At 72.4% G+C, this 14,804-nt stretch carries 13 protein-coding genes and 1 pseudogene; 10 read left to right on the top strand and 4 right to left on the bottom strand.

Going from position 1 to position 14,804, the window contains the following annotated elements; genetic code table 11:
* Window positions 1-16: 16 nt before the first annotated feature.
* A complete protein-coding gene (locus ACQF4J_RS12430) occupies window positions 17-937 on the bottom strand; it encodes a DMT family transporter (RefSeq protein ID WP_427165627.1) in 921 nt (306 codons plus the stop codon).
* A 93-nt stretch (window positions 938-1,030) separates the two neighbouring features.
* Here ACQF4J_RS12430 and ACQF4J_RS12425 point away from each other — a divergent pair, with 93 nt between their 5' ends.
* On the top strand, window positions 1,031-1,939 hold the full coding sequence (locus tag ACQF4J_RS12425; RefSeq protein ID WP_427165626.1) for a LysR family transcriptional regulator: 909 nt from the start codon (window positions 1,031-1,033) through the stop codon (window positions 1,937-1,939).
* A 16-nt stretch (window positions 1,940-1,955) separates the two neighbouring features.
* Here the strand turns inward: ACQF4J_RS12425 and ACQF4J_RS12420 are convergent, their stop codons facing one another.
* Window positions 1,956-2,819 carry a phosphotransferase enzyme family protein gene (locus ACQF4J_RS12420; protein ID WP_351563251.1) on the bottom strand — a complete coding sequence of 288 codons (864 nt, stop codon included), beginning with the start codon at window positions 2,817-2,819 and terminating at the stop codon, window positions 1,956-1,958.
* A 186-nt stretch (window positions 2,820-3,005) separates the two neighbouring features.
* Between ACQF4J_RS12420 and ACQF4J_RS12415 the strand changes: the two genes are divergently transcribed.
* The 5 genes and pseudogenes from ACQF4J_RS12415 to mgt all read left to right on the top strand — a co-directional run bounded on the left by ACQF4J_RS12415 (window position 3,006) and on the right by mgt (window position 8,387).
* Window positions 3,006-3,947, top strand: a complete 942-nt coding sequence (locus ACQF4J_RS12415; protein WP_427165625.1) for a carbohydrate ABC transporter permease — start codon at window positions 3,006-3,008, stop codon at window positions 3,945-3,947.
* Window positions 3,944-4,777, top strand: a complete 834-nt coding sequence (locus ACQF4J_RS12410) for a carbohydrate ABC transporter permease (protein ID WP_351563255.1) — start codon at window positions 3,944-3,946, stop codon at window positions 4,775-4,777. Before ACQF4J_RS12415 ends, ACQF4J_RS12410 begins: the two co-directional genes overlap by 4 nt.
* On the top strand, window positions 4,777-6,057 hold the full coding sequence (locus ACQF4J_RS12405; RefSeq protein ID WP_427165624.1) for an ABC transporter substrate-binding protein: 1,281 nt from the start codon (window positions 4,777-4,779) through the stop codon (window positions 6,055-6,057). The genes ACQF4J_RS12410 and ACQF4J_RS12405 overlap by 1 nt, the downstream gene beginning before the upstream one ends.
* A 294-nt stretch (window positions 6,058-6,351) precedes the next feature.
* The gene (gene erm / locus ACQF4J_RS12400) at window positions 6,352-7,137 is read left to right on the top strand and encodes an ErmE/ErmH/ErmO/ErmR family 23S rRNA (adenine(2058)-N(6))-methyltransferase (RefSeq protein ID WP_427165623.1); all 786 of its coding nucleotides are present in this window, start codon (window positions 6,352-6,354) and stop codon (window positions 7,135-7,137) included.
* Window positions 7,121-8,387 (top strand): annotated as a pseudogene (gene mgt, locus ACQF4J_RS12395) (macrolide-inactivating glycosyltransferase). Before erm ends, mgt begins: the two are co-directional and overlap by 17 nt.
* Before the next feature lie 54 nt (window positions 8,388-8,441).
* On the opposite strand, the gene ACQF4J_RS12390 reads toward mgt, so the two are convergent.
* Window positions 8,442-10,697 carry an MMPL family transporter gene (locus ACQF4J_RS12390; RefSeq protein WP_351563260.1) on the bottom strand — a complete coding sequence of 752 codons (2,256 nt, stop codon included), beginning with the start codon at window positions 10,695-10,697 and terminating at the stop codon, window positions 8,442-8,444.
* Between the two features lie 408 nt (window positions 10,698-11,105).
* On the opposite strand from ACQF4J_RS12390, the gene ACQF4J_RS12385 reads away from it, so the two are divergent.
* The 4 genes from ACQF4J_RS12385 to ACQF4J_RS12370 are packed head-to-tail and all read left to right on the top strand — an operon-like array spanning window position 11,106 to window position 14,028.
* Window positions 11,106-11,654, top strand: coding sequence for a DUF1697 domain-containing protein (locus tag ACQF4J_RS12385; RefSeq protein ID WP_351563261.1), 549 nt, complete (start codon window positions 11,106-11,108; stop codon window positions 11,652-11,654).
* A gap of 50 nt (window positions 11,655-11,704) precedes the next feature.
* Window positions 11,705-12,727: a ketopantoate reductase family protein gene (locus ACQF4J_RS12380; RefSeq protein ID WP_351563263.1), complete on the top strand. Its 1,023-nt coding sequence runs from the start codon at window positions 11,705-11,707 to the stop codon at window positions 12,725-12,727.
* Window positions 12,728-12,752: 25 nt separating this feature from the next.
* Complete coding sequence (locus ACQF4J_RS12375; RefSeq protein ID WP_351563265.1) at window positions 12,753-13,346, top strand: TIGR03086 family metal-binding protein; 594 nt, start codon at window positions 12,753-12,755, stop codon at window positions 13,344-13,346.
* Between the two features lie 55 nt (window positions 13,347-13,401).
* A complete protein-coding gene (locus tag ACQF4J_RS12370; RefSeq protein ID WP_427165622.1) occupies window positions 13,402-14,028 on the top strand; it encodes a DsbA family protein in 627 nt (208 codons plus the stop codon).
* 21 nt (window positions 14,029-14,049) lie between these two features.
* Here the strand turns inward: ACQF4J_RS12370 and ACQF4J_RS12365 are convergent, their stop codons facing one another.
* Window positions 14,050-14,799, bottom strand: a complete 750-nt coding sequence (locus ACQF4J_RS12365; RefSeq protein ID WP_427165621.1) for a sirohydrochlorin chelatase — start codon at window positions 14,797-14,799, stop codon at window positions 14,050-14,052.
* Between the last annotated feature and the right edge of the window lie 5 nt (window positions 14,800-14,804).

The raw sequence follows: 14,804 nt of genomic DNA, 5'->3' as shown, positions 1-14,804 counted from the left end.
GACGGGCCGCCACCGGTCAGCCGCCCACGGGGCTCGCGACGCGGAGTTCCTGGCTCTCCGCGCGCCGCCGGCGGTCCGCGCGTTCCACGGACTGGCCCCAGTAGGTGCCGGCGACGAGCAGGGCCGCGCCGACGGCGGTGAGCATGCCGTAGCGCTCGCCGCCGAGGGCGATGCCCGCCGCGACGGCCCAGACCGGTTCCGTGCCCAGCAGAAGGCTGGCGCGGCTGGCGGAGGTGCGCTGCACGGCCCAGGTCTGCGCGAGGAAGGCGAACACGCTGCAGAACAGGGCGAGATACACGAGCTGCGTCCAGGTCGCCACGCCGGCCCGGGACAGGGCGGGCAGACCGTTCACGGCGCCGGGCAGGAACAGGCAGGTACCGACGAGGGCCTGCACGGTCGTCAGCTGCAGGGGACGGACGGCTCGGCCGCCGGTGAGCCGTCCGACGAGAGCGACATGGCCCGCCCGTATCACCGCGGCGGCCAGCATCAGCAGGTCACCGAGGCGTGGGCTGTGGAATCCGTTGCCGGACATCAGCAGCCCGACGGCCAGGACGCACACTCCGGCGGCGGCGAAATAGGCGGGCGGCAGGCCGCCGCGCGAGCGGTCGAGGAGGGGCGTGAGCACGATCGTGAGGCTGATGATCAGCCCCGCGTTGGCGGCACTGGTGTGGGCGACGCCGTACGTCTCCACGACCAGGACCGCGGCCTGCGTCACCCCCAGCGGAAGCCCGGCCCGAAGCTCGGTCCGGGTCCATCGGCGCGGCCCGCGGCGGGCGCCCACCAGTCCCAGGCAGGCGAGCGCGGACAGGGCGTAGCGCGCGAACAGCACCGACAGGACGGGAAGCGCGGACGTGGCCGTCTGGGCGGAGAGATAGCTCGAACCCCAGACGACGGCGACAAGGAGGAGCACGGCATCGGTGCGGCGGACGTCGGTCACCCGCCCACGGTGCACCGGCACGTCCCTGAAGCCCAGTACCACCTTCTAAAACGATCTTTTAGCAGAGCTGCATCGGCTTTCTACACTCGGACCATGGACGAACGTCAGTTGCGGATCCTGCGGGAGCTCGGCGAGCTGGGCAGCGTCACGGCGGTCGCCGAGGCGTTGCTGGTCACCCCCTCGGCGATCTCGCAGCAGCTGCGGCTGCTGCAGCGGTCGATCCCGGTGCCGCTCACCGAGCGCCAGGGGAGGCGGTTGGTGCTCACCGATGCCGGTCAGGCACTGGCGAGGGCGGCGATCGAGGTGGAGACGGCGCTCGCCCGGGCCCTCCACAGCGTCGGGGAGTTCCTGGACCACGAGGAGGGCGAGGTCTCGGTGGCGGCGTTCCACAGTGCGGGCACGGCGTTCTTCCCGCCCCTCCTGCGCGCGCTCACCGGGCCGGGCGCCCCGGTCGTGAGACTCGCCGACGAGGACGTGGCCCAGGAGGACTTCCCCCGCCTCACTCGCGCGTACGACCTGGTGCTCGCCCACCGCCTGGACCACGCCCCGCCCTGGCCGGACACGGTGACGGTGACCACGCTGCTGCGCGAACCCCTCGACGTGGCGATGCCCGCCGGCCACCCGCTGGCCGCCAGACGCCGGGTCACCCCACGCGATGTCGCCGACCAGCCCTGGATCACCGTCCACGAAGGCTTCCCGGTCCTGGCGACGATCGAGGCGATCGCGGCCGCGGCCGGCCGGCGCCTGCGACTCGCCCATCGCATCAACGAGTTCACGGTGGTCGCCGAGGCGGTGGCAGCCGGCGGCGGCCTCGCCCTGATGCCCCGCTGGACGGTGCGACCGCATCCGGACCTGGTCCTGAGGCCACTGAGCGGCGTACAGGCCAGACGCCACATCGACGCCCTCCACCGCCCCGAACGCACGGCCCGGGCAGCGGTGCGAACCGTCCTCACGGAACTTCGCCGGGCGGCACACACGATCCAGAAGGGGGAGAGCGCCTAGACCGGTGCCGCCCTCGTCAGAACGGATACCACCGCACGCTCTCGTCCCCGTTCCGCAGCGACGCCACCCTGCGCTCGAACTCGGCCAGCGCCTTGGGGCTGCTCGGCGCGTGCTGGGCCACCCAGGCGCAGCTGGCCGTCTCCCGGGCGCCCCGCAGGACCGCGCACCCCTCCCACTCCCGCACATCCCAGCCGTACGCCTCGGTGAACGAGTCGTAGGCCTCGGCCGCCATCCCGTACCGGTCCCGGGAGAGGGCCATCACCACCAGGTCGTGCTCACGGAAGTCCGCGGAGAAGGTCTCCAGATCCACCAGCACCGGCCCGTGAGGACCGACGTGCACATTGCGGGGCAGCGCGTCCCCGTGGATCGGCCCGGGAGCCAGCCGCGGCGTCAACGCGCCCGCGGCCGCCGCGAATCCGTCCCGCCGCTCGCGCAGATACGCCGCGTCGGCCGGGTCGATCGCGTCGCCCGCGAGCCGCAGCCACCGCTCCACCCCGCCCAGCAGTTCACGTGGCGGCAGGGCGAACGCGGGCGCGGGCAGGGCGTGGACGACCCGCAACAGTTCGGCCAAATCCCGGGGTTCGGCGGGCCGCACCGCGTCCGGCATCCGCTGCCACACGGTCACCGGATGCCCCTCGACCAGCAGCGGCTTCGGCAGCGCCGCGCGTACCGCCGGGACGCCGGCCTCGGCCAGCCACAGCGCGATGTCCAGTTCGCGCCCCGCCCGGTCGAGCAGCTCCGCGTCCCGGCCCACCTTGACGACCAGGTCACCCGCGGCGAACACGGCGTTCTCGCCCAGGGCGAGGAGCCGCGCGTCCCGCGCCGGGCCGGACAGCACGTCCGCCGCGGCCAGTACGTCCCGCGCCCGTGCCTCGTCCATCGTCCGCCTCCCATGTCAGCGTTTGCCCCGGTGTACGGCGTCGAGATCGCGCCATCCCTCGGCCAGTCTCGCATTCGCACAGGTCGGGGGGTGTGCGCGCTGCCTTGACGGCGCATGTCTCCTTCACGACCATGACACGGGCCCGCCGGGTGCGAACGTCACGAGCCGTGCGAAGGAGCCGATGACGTGACCTTGGTGACCGTGACGAGGCGGTCGGCACAGCGCACGCCACGTGCCGCCGGTGGCCCGGAGCGGCCGCTCCGCGACCGCGGGGCCTGGTTCCTCGTCCTGCCCGCGCTGATCCCGATCCTCGTCCTGAGCGTCGGACCGCTGCTCTACGGCATCCTGCTGGCCTTCACCGACTCCCAGTCGGGCCGCACCCAGCCCACCCGGTGGATCGGCGGCCTCAACTTCCAGGACCTGCTGCACGACACGCTGTTCTGGGAGTCGTTCCGCATCGGGCTGGTGTGGGCGGTCGGCGTGACCGTGCCGCAGTTCCTGCTGGCACTCGGCCTTGCCCTGCTGCTCGGCCAGGACCTGCGGCTGAGGTGGCTGGCCCGGGCCCTGGCGATCATTCCGTGGGCCATGCCCGAGGTGGTCGTCGGCATCATGTGGCGGTTGGTCTACAACCCGGACGCGGGCGTCCTCACCGAGACCCTGCGCGACCTCGGCCTCGGCGGCGGCCACGACTGGCTGAGCGGCCTGGGCACCGCCCTGCCCGCGGTGATCTTCGTGGGCGTCTGGGCCGGCATGCCGCAGACCACGGTCGCACTGCTCGCCGGCCTGCAGAACACCCCGCGCGAGCTGCACGAGGCGGCCGCCGTCGACGGAGCGGGCGCCTGGCGCCGCTTCCGCACGGTCACCTGGCCCGCGCTCAGACCCGTCGCACTCGCCATCACCGCCCTCAACCTCATCTGGAACTTCAACTCCTTCGCCCTGGTGTACGTCCTGACGGGCGGCGGCCCCGGCGGCCGCACCCGGCTGCCCATGCTGTTCGCCTACGAAGAGGCCTTCCGCTACGGCCAGTTCGGCTACGCGGCGGCGATGGGCTGCGTGATGGTCGCCGTGATCTCGCTGCTCCTCGCCCTGTTCCTGGTGGGCCGGCTCAGGGGAGGCGACGACGCGTGAGAACCTCGACGACCGCCCGCGCCGGCCAGTACGCGGCCCTGCTCGCCTATCTCGCCTTCCTGGCCTTCCCGTTCCTCTGGCTGGTCTCGACCGCCTTCAAGTCGCCCCGCGAGCTGGGCAGTCCGCACCCCGCCTGGGTCCCGCGTCACCCCACCCTCGACAACTTCCGCCAGGCCTTCGACGCCCAGCCGCTGCTGCACGCCGCCCTCAACTCCCTGCTGGCCGCCGCCGGTGCCGCCGTCGTCGCCGTGGTGATCGCGACGCCGCTGGCCTACGTCATGGCCCGCCGCCGTACCGCGCTGACCCGTGCCGCCACCGGCTGGGTGGTGGTCAGCCAGGCGTTCCCGCTGGTCCTGGTGATCATCCCGCTGTTCCTGGTGCTGAAGAACCTGCGGCTGATCGACTCCCTGGCCGGGCTGACGCTGGTGTACGTGGTGTGGGCGCTGCCGTTCGCGCTGTGGATGCTCGCCGGGTACGTACGGGCGGTGCCGGCCGAGGTGGAGGAGGCGGCGGCCGTCGACGGCGCCGGGCGGGCCCGTACGCTCGTCTCGGTCGTCGCGCCGCTGCTCGCACCCGGCATCGTGGCGACCGGGCTGTTCGCCTTCGTCACGGCGTGGAACGAGTTCTTCTTCGCACTGGTCCTGCTGAAGACACCCGAGAAGCAGACCCTGCCGGTCGTCCTCACCCACTTCATCGGTGCCGAGGGCGTCGCGGACCTCGGACCGCTCGCGGCGGCGGCCTTCCTCGCGACCCTGCCCTCGCTGGTGGTGTTCGCGGTCGTCCAGCGACGTATCACCGGCGGCATGCTCACCGGGGCGGTGAAGAACTGATGCGCGCCAGGCTCGTGACCGGCGTCCTCGTCCTGCTCCTGCTGCTCGCCGGCTGCACCGGCGGCGGCCCGGCGGAGGGCGGCCGGATCACCCTCCGCTTCCAGTCCCTGGCCTGGCAGCAGGAGTCCGTGAAGGCCAACAAGGAGCTCGTGAAGGAGTGGAACGCCGCGCATCCGGACGTCAAGGTCGAATACGTACAGGGAAGTTGGGACAGCGTCCACGATCAGCTCCTCACCTCCTTCGAGGGCGGTGAGGCCCCCGACATCATCCACGACGCCTCCGACGACCTAGCCGACTTCGCCTACGGCGGCTACCTCGCCGACCTGCGCGGGCTGCTGTCGAGACGCCTGAAGTCCGACATCCCGCAACGCAGTTGGCAGACGACGACCTTCGGCGACGGCGTGTACGGCGTGCCGTTCCTCCAGGAACCGCGGGTGCTCATCGCCAACGCCGGCCGGCTGAAGAAATCGGGAGTGCGCATCCCGACGCCCGAACACCCCTGGAGCTGGCGGGAGTTCAGGCAGGTGACGAAACAGCTGAGCGGCGACGGCAGGTACGGTGTCGCCTGGCCCCTCAAGGAGCCCGTCTCCGCGACCCTCAACCTCTCCCTCTCGGCCGGCGGCGAGCTGTTCCACCGGGGCGCGGACGGCAAGGTGACCGTCCGTTTCGGGGCGCCCGACCAGGTGGTGCCCCGCACCGTCCACGACCAGGCGAACACCGACCACAGCGCCTCGCCCACGACCCTGGGCAGCGGCGGTTCGGACACCCTGCCCGGGTTCTTCGGCGGCAAGTACGCGATGGTGCCGCTCGGCTTCTCCTACCGTCAGCAGATCGCCCAGCAGGCCCCGAAGGGCTTCGCCTGGCAGGTGCTGCCCGCCCCGGCCGGAGCGGACGGGCTCGCCCAGGGCGTCAGCCCGCAGACGCTGTCCATCGCCGAGGACAGCCCGCACAAGAAGGAGGCCGCCGCGTTCGTCGACTTCCTGCTGCGGCCGAGAAACATGGTGCGGCTGGCACTCGGCGACTGGATGCTGCCCACCGGCACCCGGGCCCTGAAGGACCCGGCCCTGCACACGGCCGAGGACGGCTGGGCGACCGGCACCGCCCTCGCCGCCCACCTCCGCTCGGCCCCCGCGCAGTCCGTCCGCGGCTACCCCGAGTGGAAGGACAAGGTGGCGACCCCCGCCTTCCAGGAGTACTACAGCGGGGCGATCGGTCTCGACGAACTGCGCCACCGCCTGGAGAAGGACGGCAACCTGGTCCTCGCCCGCTACCAGCGCTGAAAATGCGTTGCCCGGCCCGCGACCGCCCCTCTAGCGTGCCGTCCGTGGCAGCTTTCAACGCGATCATCGACTCCGGTCTCGGCCGGGGCACCGCGCACTCCGTACGGATGCGTCGTGGCCCCGGTGCCCTGACCGGTCCGGGGAGTCGCACCCGCTGAGCGGCGTTTCGCCGAGCGGTGTCCGCCGAGGCCGCGCCCACCGGGCGTCGCGCCGCGCCACTTCCTTCCCTCTGTCTTCCGGTCAGGGCCTTCGGCTGCCCTTCCCCCTCCTTCCGGAAGACAAGGACCGCAGGCCATGGCCCGCCCCGCCCGAAACTCCCGCGCGCTCTCGCAGAACTTCCTCGCCGACCGCGCCACCGCCGACCGCCTCGCACGCCTCGCCGTCCCGCACGCCGGCCGGCCTGCCCTGCTGCTCGAAGTGGGGGCCGGCAAAGGCGCCCTGACCGAGCGGCTCGCTCCTCGGTGCCGACGACTGCGCGCGTACGAGATCGACCGATCGCTCGTGCCCGTACTGCGCGACCGCTTCTCCACCACCCCCCAAGTCACCGTCGTCGGTGGCGACTTCCTCGCCGCCCGGCCCCCGCGCACCCCCTTCTCCGTGGCCGGCAACGTGCCCTTCTCCCGTACGGCCGCCATCGTCGACTGGTGCCTGCGGGCTCCCGCCCTCACCGACGCCACCCTCCTCACCCAGCTCGAATACGCCCGCAAACGCACCGGCGACTACGGGAGCTGGACGCTGGTCACCGTCCGCAGCTGGCCGTGGTACGAGTGGCGGCTGGTCGGCAGGGTCCCGCGCACGCGGTTCCGTCCGGTGCCCGGCGTCGACGCCGGGATCGTGCGTATCGAGCGTCGCCGCACTCCGCTGCTCGCTCCCGCCGCGCACGACAGCTGGCGCCGACTGGTCGAGCTGGGCTTCTCGGGCGTCGGTGGCTCGCTGCACGCCTCCCTGCGCAGGGCGGGGCCCGGGCGCCGGGTGGACGCGGCGTTCCGGGCGGCGGACCTGGATCCGAGGGCCCTGGTGGGCGAGGTGGCGCCGGAGAAGTGGCTGCTGCTGCACGGCGCACTTGCCGCACAGGTGTAAAGCATTGGACGAGACGTATCGTCTCGTCTACGGTCGGTCGCATGACCACCCCCGCCCACATCGCCATGTTCTCCATCGCCGCGCACGGCCATGTGAACCCCAGCCTCGAGGTGATCCGCGAGCTTGTCGCACGCGGGCACCGGGTCACCTACGCGATCCCGCCGGCCCTCGCGGACAAGGTCGCCGAGACCGGCGCCGAGCCGAGGCCGTGGAACTCCACGCTCCCCGGACCCGGCGCCGACCCGGCCGCCTGGGGAAGCGAACTGCTGGACCACGTGGAGCTGTTCCTCGCCGACGCGATGCAGGCGCTGCCGCAGCTCGCGGCGGCGTACGAGGGGGACGTACCGGATCTCGTGCTGCACGACATCACGGCCTACCCCGCCGGTGTCCTCGCCCACCGCTGGGGTGTGCCCGCCGTCTCGCTGTCGCCGAACCTCGTGGCCTGGGAGGGGTACGAGGAGGAGGTGGCCGGGCCGATGTGGGCGGAGCCCAAGAGCACCGAGCGGGGAAAGGCCTACTACGCCCGTTTCCGGGCCTGGCTGGAGGAGAACGGGATCGGGCTGCACTCGGACGACTTCGTCGGCCGGCCCGACCGGTCGCTGGTGCTGATCCCCAGGGCGCTGCAGCCGAACGCCGACCGGGTCGACGAGCGCGTGTACACCTTCGTCGGCGCCTGCCAGGGCGACCGGGCGGCGCAGGGCGACTGGGCTCCGCCGGCGGACGCCGAGATGGTGGTGCTGGTGTCGCTGGGCTCCACCTTCACCGACCGGCCCGGCTTCTACCGGGAGTGCGTGCGGGCCTTCGGCGGACTCCGGGGCTGGCACCTCGTGCTGCAGATCGGGAAGCGTATGGACCCGGCCGCGCTCGGGAACGTACCCGGGAATGTCGAAGTGCGCTCCTGGGTCCCGCAGTTGGCGGTCCTGAAGCGGGCCGACCTGTTCGTCACGCACGCGGGGGCGGGCGGCAGCCAGGAGGGACTGGCCACCGCCACGCCGATGATCGCCGTACCGCAGGCCGTCGACCAGTTCGGCAACGCCGACATGCTGCAGGCGCTCGGCGTCGCCCGCCGCCTCGACACCGAGGAGGCCACCGCCGACGCCCTGCGCACGACCGCCCTCGCCCTGGTCGACGACCCCGAAGTGGCCCGGCGACTGGGCGAGATCCAGGCCGGGATGGCCCAGGAGGGCGGCACACGACGGGCGGCCGACCTCGTCGAGGCCGAACTGCGGCGCGCCCGCGTCCGGGCATGAGCGAGGGCCCGCTGGTTCCCCCGGGAGACCAACGGGCCCTCAGCCACGGCGGGTTCAGACCCTCACGGGCTCACCCTCGTCATCCGCCGTCTGTGTGACGGCCTCCGGCGCCTCGTCGTGCGTGAGGTCGGGCATGCGGTGCAGCCACTTCGGCAGGTACCAGTTGCGTTCGCCCAGCAGCGCCATCACGGCCGGCAGCAGCACGCCCCGGATGATCGTCGCGTCGATGAGCACCGCGGCCGCGAGGCCCACGCCCATCTGCTTCATGGACTGCATGGACAGCGTGCCGAAGATCGCGAACACGGCGACCATGATGACCGCGGCGCTGGTGACGACACCGGCCGTGGTGACCACCCCGTGGTGGATCGCGTCGTTCGTCGTACGGCCCCGCAGCCGTGCCTCGCGGATCCGGGAGACCACGAACACGTGGTAGTCCATGCTCAGCCCGAACAGGATCACGAACAGGAACAGCGGCAGCCAGGTGATGATCGCCCCGACACCCTCCGCGCCGACCAGGGAGGCACCCCAGCCGTGCTGGAAGACGGCGACGAGGATGCCGTAGGCGGCCCCCACGGAAAGGAGGTTGAGCACGATCGAGGTGATCGCGATGGTCAGCGAGCGGAACGACAGCAGCATCAGCGCGAAGGCGAAGACCACGACGAACGCGAAGACCGGGACGACGGCGCCGCCGAGCTGGTCGTTGAAGTCCTTCGAACCGGCCACCTGCCCGGTGATCGGGGCCTGGACGCCGTCCACCTTGCCGAGCGTGGCGGGCCGCACCTCGTCGCGCAGCTTCTCCAGGCTGGCGCCCGCCTTGTCCAGGTCGGACCCGCCGACCAGTGGGACGTAGACGTAGGCGATGTTCTGCGCGTCGTGCAGGGTGATCTGGACCGGGCCGCGCGAGGCACCCGAACTGATCGCCCGCTCCTTGAAGTCGGCGAGCGCGCTCTTGACCTCGGGGGCGTTGATGTCCTTCGCCTTGACGACCACCTCGGCCGGCTCGGAGCCGCCCGGGAAGGCGTCGTTGACGCGGTTGTACGTCTGCACGATCGGCAGCGAGTTGCCGAACTCCTGGTCCAGCGTGAGGTTCTGGGTCTTCATGCCGAGCGCGGGAGCCGCGACCGCGAGCAGCGCGCCGGCCGCCACGACCACCGACACCAGCGGCCTGGCCAGCACCGCGCGCACGACGGCGCTCCAGAACCGGCTCTGCCCGCCCGAACGGGCGGCCCGGCGCTGCATGGCCTTGTGCAGGAACGGCACGCGGCCCTTCTCGACCCGCTCGCCCAGCAGCGACAGCAGCGCCGGCAGCACGGTCACCGAGCCGACCATGGCGACGGCGACGACCATCAGCGAGGCCAGGCCCATGCCCTCGAACGTGGCGAGCCCGGTGAACAGCATGCCCGCCATCGCCACGCACACCGTGATGCCCGAGACGATGATCGCGCGGCCGCTGGTCGCGGCGGCGACCCGCAGCGCCGTCTGGCCGTCGCGTCCGGCGGCCCGCTCCTCGCGCTCACGGCGCAGGTAGAACAGGCAGTAGTCGACGCCCACGGCCAGACCGACCAGCAGCATCACGGAGTTGGCGGTGTCGGTCATCGGCTGGACGTGGCTGACGATGCCCATCAGGCCCATCGTCGCCATGATCGCGGTGATCGCCAGGGCCACCGGCAGCAGCGCGGCCACCAGGGCGCCGAAGGCGATGAGCAGGATGCCGAGGGCCACCGGCACCGCGGAGTACTCGGCCTTCTTGAAGTCGTTCCCGAACGCGTCGTCGAAGGTCTTGCGCATGCTGGCGCCGCCGATCTCCTCGATCCGCAGCGACCCGTGCTCCCTCTGCACGCCGGCGACGGCGCTCAGCACCGGAGCCACCCGGTCGCCCGCGGTCTCCGCGTCGCCGCGCATGTCGAACTGCACCAGCGCGCTGCGCCCGTCCTTGGAGATCGTGTCGGTGGTGTACGGCGACTTCACGTCCGTGACCCGGCCGGTGGCGTCCACGGCCTTCACGACCGCCGCGACCGCCGACCGGAACTCGGCGTCCGTGGCCTTCGGGCCGCCGTCCTTCGCCTGGATCAGGACGGTCTCACCGGCCGGCTCCTTGATCCCCGCGTCATCGATGATCCTTGCGGCGGTGTGCGTCTCGCCCTTGAGCTGGTCGCTGTCCTTCAGATCGACCCGGCCGGCCGCCGAGCCGAGCCCCATCGCCAGGACGACGAACAGCACCCAGATCCCTACGGCGGCCCATCGATGCCGGGCACTCCACCCGCCCGCCCGGGCGGCGATGCCCCGCACCCGCGATTCCTCGTTCCCCATGACGGGCCTGCCCCCTCGTGAGCGGTGACAGCCCCGTGCCGCCACCTTCCGTTTCGAAGGTATGGGCGAGGTAAGGCCGTCTCGTCGTGCTGCCCGGTGAAGTGCCGTGGCCAGAACTCATCCGCACGGACCCGGTCCCCTCACCGCTGGGGAGGACCGCGGCCCCTTACATCTATCCGGGCTACCCGCTGGTAGTGATCAGGGTGACCGCCCCGGTCGTGCCGTGTCCGGTCCGCCGGTCTCGCTCCTCTTTGTGATTACGAAACCTTGTTGAACAAGTCACAGCTGCGTGTAGCTGTTGCAGTGGGTCCGCCCGGTCGGCCAGAGTTTCGCGCAGTCCGCCCCCACGCGGACCTGGCCGTCGTGCCCACCCCCACGGGGCACGACGGCCGTCCTAGGGTGTGCGCCATGACGACGACGTACGCGGCGCTGCTGCGCGGTATCAACGTGGGTGGCAAGAAGAGGGTCCCGATGGCCGAGCTGCGCCGGCTCATGGAGGGCCTCGGGTACGACGCCGTACGCACCCACCTGCAGAGCGGGCAGGCAGTGTTCGCCTCCGGTCACGGCGACGAGGACTCCCTGGCCGCCGAGCTCACGCAGGCCGTCGAGAAGCACTTCGGCTTCACCGTCGACGTGATCGTGCGCGACCACGCCTATCTGAAGGCGATCGCCGAGGCCTGCCCCTTCCCGGCCGCCGACCTGGAGGCCAAGCAGCTGCACGTCACCTACTTCTCCGCACCGGTCACCGCCGACCGGTTCGCGGAGATCGACCAGGAGGCCTGTCTCCCCGAGGAGTTCCGCCTCGGCGACCGCGCGCTCTACCTCTACGCGCCGAACGGCCTGGGCCGCTCCAGGCTCGCCGAACTGCTCGCCCGGCCCCGCGTGAACAAGGGGCTGATCGCCACCACCCGGAACTGGAACACCGTGGTGAAACTGGTCGAGCTGACGGCGGGTTGACCGCGCGGGGGCCCGGACGGCCGGTGGCCCGGGTGTGCGAGGCTCCTGCCATGCGCTACATCATCATCGGAGCCGGCGCCGTCGGCGGGGCGATCGGCGGACGGCTCGCGGGGGCCGGGCACGAGGTCGTCGCGGTCGCCCGCGGCGCGCACCTCGCGGCACTGCGGGAGAGCGGGCTGCGGCTGACGGTGCCCGACGGACGGCACACCTACCGGCTGCCGGCGGTCGAAGGGCCGGACGAGCTCGGCGAGTTGCGGGCCGACGACGTCCTCGTCCTCGCCGTCAAGACGCAGGACACGGTGGCCGCCCTGGGGACCTGGGGCCCGGCGCCGGTCGCGGGCGGCGGGACGGCGGCCGAGAGGCTGCCGCTGCTGTGCGCCCAGAACGGCGTCGAGGGACAGCGCCTCGCCCTGCGCGTCTTCCGGCACGTGTACGGCGTCTGCGTGTGGCTGCCCGCGACCTTCGTCGAACCGGGCCGAATCTCCGCGGCCGGCGCCCCGCTCACCGGCATCCTGCACCTGGGCCGCTATCCCCACGGCACCGACGAGAGCGTGCGGCGGATCGCCGCGGACCTGGAGAAGACACGGTTCCTGGAGGCGCCGGTGGTGCCGGACGTGACCCGCTGGCAGTACGCCAAGCTGCTGTCCAACCTGGCCAACGCGCTGGAGGCGGTCTCCTCGGTCGCCGGCGACCGGGCCGGGGAGCTGTACCGGCGGGTGCGGGCCGAGGGCGAGGCCGTGCTCGACGCGGCCGGGATCGCGTACGCGAGCGCCGAGGAGCAGCGGGAGACGCGCGGCCACAAGGTCGACCTGGTCCCGCTCGACGGCGCCCCGCGCGGCGGCGGCTCCTCCTGGCAGTCCCTCAGCCGCGGCACCGGCAGCATCGAGGCCGACCACCTCAACGGCGAGATCGCGCTGCTGGGCCGGCTGCACGGCGTACCGACCCCGCTCAACGACCTCCTCCAGCGGCTCGCCAACACCTTCGCGCGCGAGCACCGGGCGGCCGGTTCGATGCCGGTCGAGGAGCTGATCCGGCTCGCCGACGAGGCTGTCGCGTTTGTTCAAGAGTCCTGAGCGGCCTCTTCCTAGCGTGGGGTGCATGACGTACGACGACCCCAAGCACCTGCACCCGTACATGACCGAGTGCGCGGCCGAGGCGGCCCGCGTGGCGCGCGGCGTCCCGGCGGCCCGCCTCGGCGAACCCACCCACTGCCCCGACTGGGACGTCCGCGCCCTGGTCGACCACTGGGTCCTCTACACCTCCCACGGCCTGGAGCACCGCGCCCTGCGCAAGCAGCTCCCCGAGGAGCTGACCGCCCGCGACTTCACCGCCGACCCGGACTGGGCCGAGGCCTACGCCGCCCAGCTGGACCGCGCCGTCGCCGCCTGGGCCGACCCAGCGGTGTGGGAGGGCGAGGTCGACCTGGGCATGGCCAAGGTGCCCGCCCTCGACATCGCCTCCATGGTGATCAAGGAGATGGCGGTGCACGGCTGGGACGTCGCCACCGCCACCGGCCAGACGTTCCGGATCTCCGACGACGCCGCCCGCTTCGTCCTGCACGTGGTCGAGAAGCACGGCGACCTCTACCGGCAGTACGACGGCTTCGCCGACCCCGTGCCGGTCCCGGAGGACGCCCCCGTCTTCGACCGCGCCCTCGCCGCCAGCGGACGCGACCCGAAATTGGGCCAATGAAAACGTGAACAATTGGGGCGAGACCCTGTACCGCCTCGGGGTTAGCGTCGACGGTATGACCGACACCGCACCCATCCGCGTCGACTTCTGGTTCGACCCCGCCTGCCCCTTCGCCTGGATCACCTCGCGGTGGCTGCTGGAGGTCGAGCGCGAGCGCCCGCTCGACCTCCGCTTCCACGCGATGAGCCTGTACCTGCACAACATCGGCAACGAACTCCCTGACTGGTACCGGGAGTTGGTGGACCGGTCGATCGGCCCGGTGCGGGTGGCCGTGGCCGCGGCCGAGCGGCACGGGGAGAAGGTGCTGCGCGATCTGTACACCGCGTTCGGCACCCGCATCCACGAGCGCAAGGCCGACTCCACCGACCTCTTCGCCACCGTGATCGCCGAGTCCCTGGAGGAACTGGGCCTGCCTGCCGACCTGGCCGCCGCCGCACACGACCCGTCGTACGACGAGGCCGTCCGCCGCAGCCACGAGGCCGGCACCGAGCCCGACTCGGGCGGCTACGTCGGCACGCCCATCCTCCACGTCGACGGCACGGTGTGGTTCGGCCCCGTGCTGCGGGCCGTCCCCCGGGGGAGCCGGGCGGCCGCGCTCTTCGACAGCTTCCGCGTCCTGGCCGCCGACCCCGACTTCTTCGAACTCAAGCGCACCCGCACGGGATCGCTCCGCTTCGACTGACGGCCGGTGCCGTGCGCCGGGTCAGGCGCCGAGAGCCGCCAGCGCCGGGGTGCGCGCGGCGTCGTAACGTTCCAGCAGTACCCGCGCCACCTCCGGCGCCGGGCCGAGGACGTCGGCGAGCACGTCCGCGTCGGCCGCGCCGCGCGCGATGCGGTCGGGCAGGAAGCCGGGGGCCAGGACGTACGGCGCGACGGCCACCCGCGCGCAGCCCAGGTCCCGCAGTTCCCGTACCGCGTCCTCGGTACGGGGCAGAGCGGCGGAGGCGAACGCGGGTCGCACGGCGCACCAACCGGTGTGCCGCCACTCCCGCGCGATTTCTGCGATCACCGCGATCGCCTCCGGGTCGGTGGACCCCGCCGAGGCCAGCACGACCCCGGTCGAGGACTTGTCGGCGGGCGACAACCCCGCCTCGTACAAACGCCGTTCGAGGGCGGTCAGGAGCAGCGGCGAGGGGCCCAGCACCTCCGCCTGGCGGATGCGCAGCCGCGACGGCGCCTCCCGCAGGACCGCCGGGATGTCGGCCTTCGCGTGGAACGCGCGCGTCAACAGCAGCGGCAGGGCCACGACGTCGCGGACGCCGTCCGCGGCCAGCGACTCCAGGACCCCCTGCACGGACGGGATGTTGAAGTCCAGGAAACCGGTCTCCACCCGGACCTCCGGGCGCAGCGCGCGCACCTGGCGGACCAGGGCGTGCACCGTCGCGGCATGCCGCGGGTCACGGCTGCCGTGCGCGATCACCACCAGGACCGGGCGGGCGGACTTCGTACGCATGGAAC

Source organism: Streptomyces sp. C1-1, assembly GCF_050214755.1.
In the GTDB taxonomy this organism is placed as follows: domain Bacteria; phylum Actinomycetota; class Actinomycetes; order Streptomycetales; family Streptomycetaceae; genus Streptomyces.
Note: the sequence above shows the minus strand (reverse complement) of the source record. Positions and strands in the feature narration are given on the sequence as shown.

Excerpts from the sequence above, each read along its gene's own strand:
- ACQF4J_RS12425 (WP_427165626.1), top strand. The coding sequence starts at position 1,031 with ATGGACGAACGTCAGTTGCGGATCCTGCGGGAGCTCGGCGAGCTGGGC.
- ACQF4J_RS12420 (WP_351563251.1), bottom strand. The coding sequence starts at position 2,819 with ATGGACGAGGCACGGGCGCGGGACGTACTGGCCGCGGCGGACGTGCTG.
- ACQF4J_RS12405 (WP_427165624.1), top strand. The coding sequence starts at position 4,777 with ATGCGCGCCAGGCTCGTGACCGGCGTCCTCGTCCTGCTCCTGCTGCTC.
- erm (WP_427165623.1), top strand. The coding sequence starts at position 6,352 with ATGGCCCGCCCCGCCCGAAACTCCCGCGCGCTCTCGCAGAACTTCCTC.
- ACQF4J_RS12390 (WP_351563260.1), bottom strand. The coding sequence starts at position 10,697 with ATGGGGAACGAGGAATCGCGGGTGCGGGGCATCGCCGCCCGGGCGGGC.
- ACQF4J_RS12385 (WP_351563261.1), top strand. The coding sequence starts at position 11,106 with ATGACGACGACGTACGCGGCGCTGCTGCGCGGTATCAACGTGGGTGGC.
- ACQF4J_RS12380 (WP_351563263.1), top strand. The coding sequence starts at position 11,705 with ATGCGCTACATCATCATCGGAGCCGGCGCCGTCGGCGGGGCGATCGGC.
- ACQF4J_RS12375 (WP_351563265.1), top strand. The coding sequence starts at position 12,753 with ATGACGTACGACGACCCCAAGCACCTGCACCCGTACATGACCGAGTGC.
- ACQF4J_RS12370 (WP_427165622.1), top strand. The coding sequence starts at position 13,402 with ATGACCGACACCGCACCCATCCGCGTCGACTTCTGGTTCGACCCCGCC.
- ACQF4J_RS12365 (WP_427165621.1), bottom strand. The coding sequence starts at position 14,799 with ATGCGTACGAAGTCCGCCCGCCCGGTCCTGGTGGTGATCGCGCACGGC.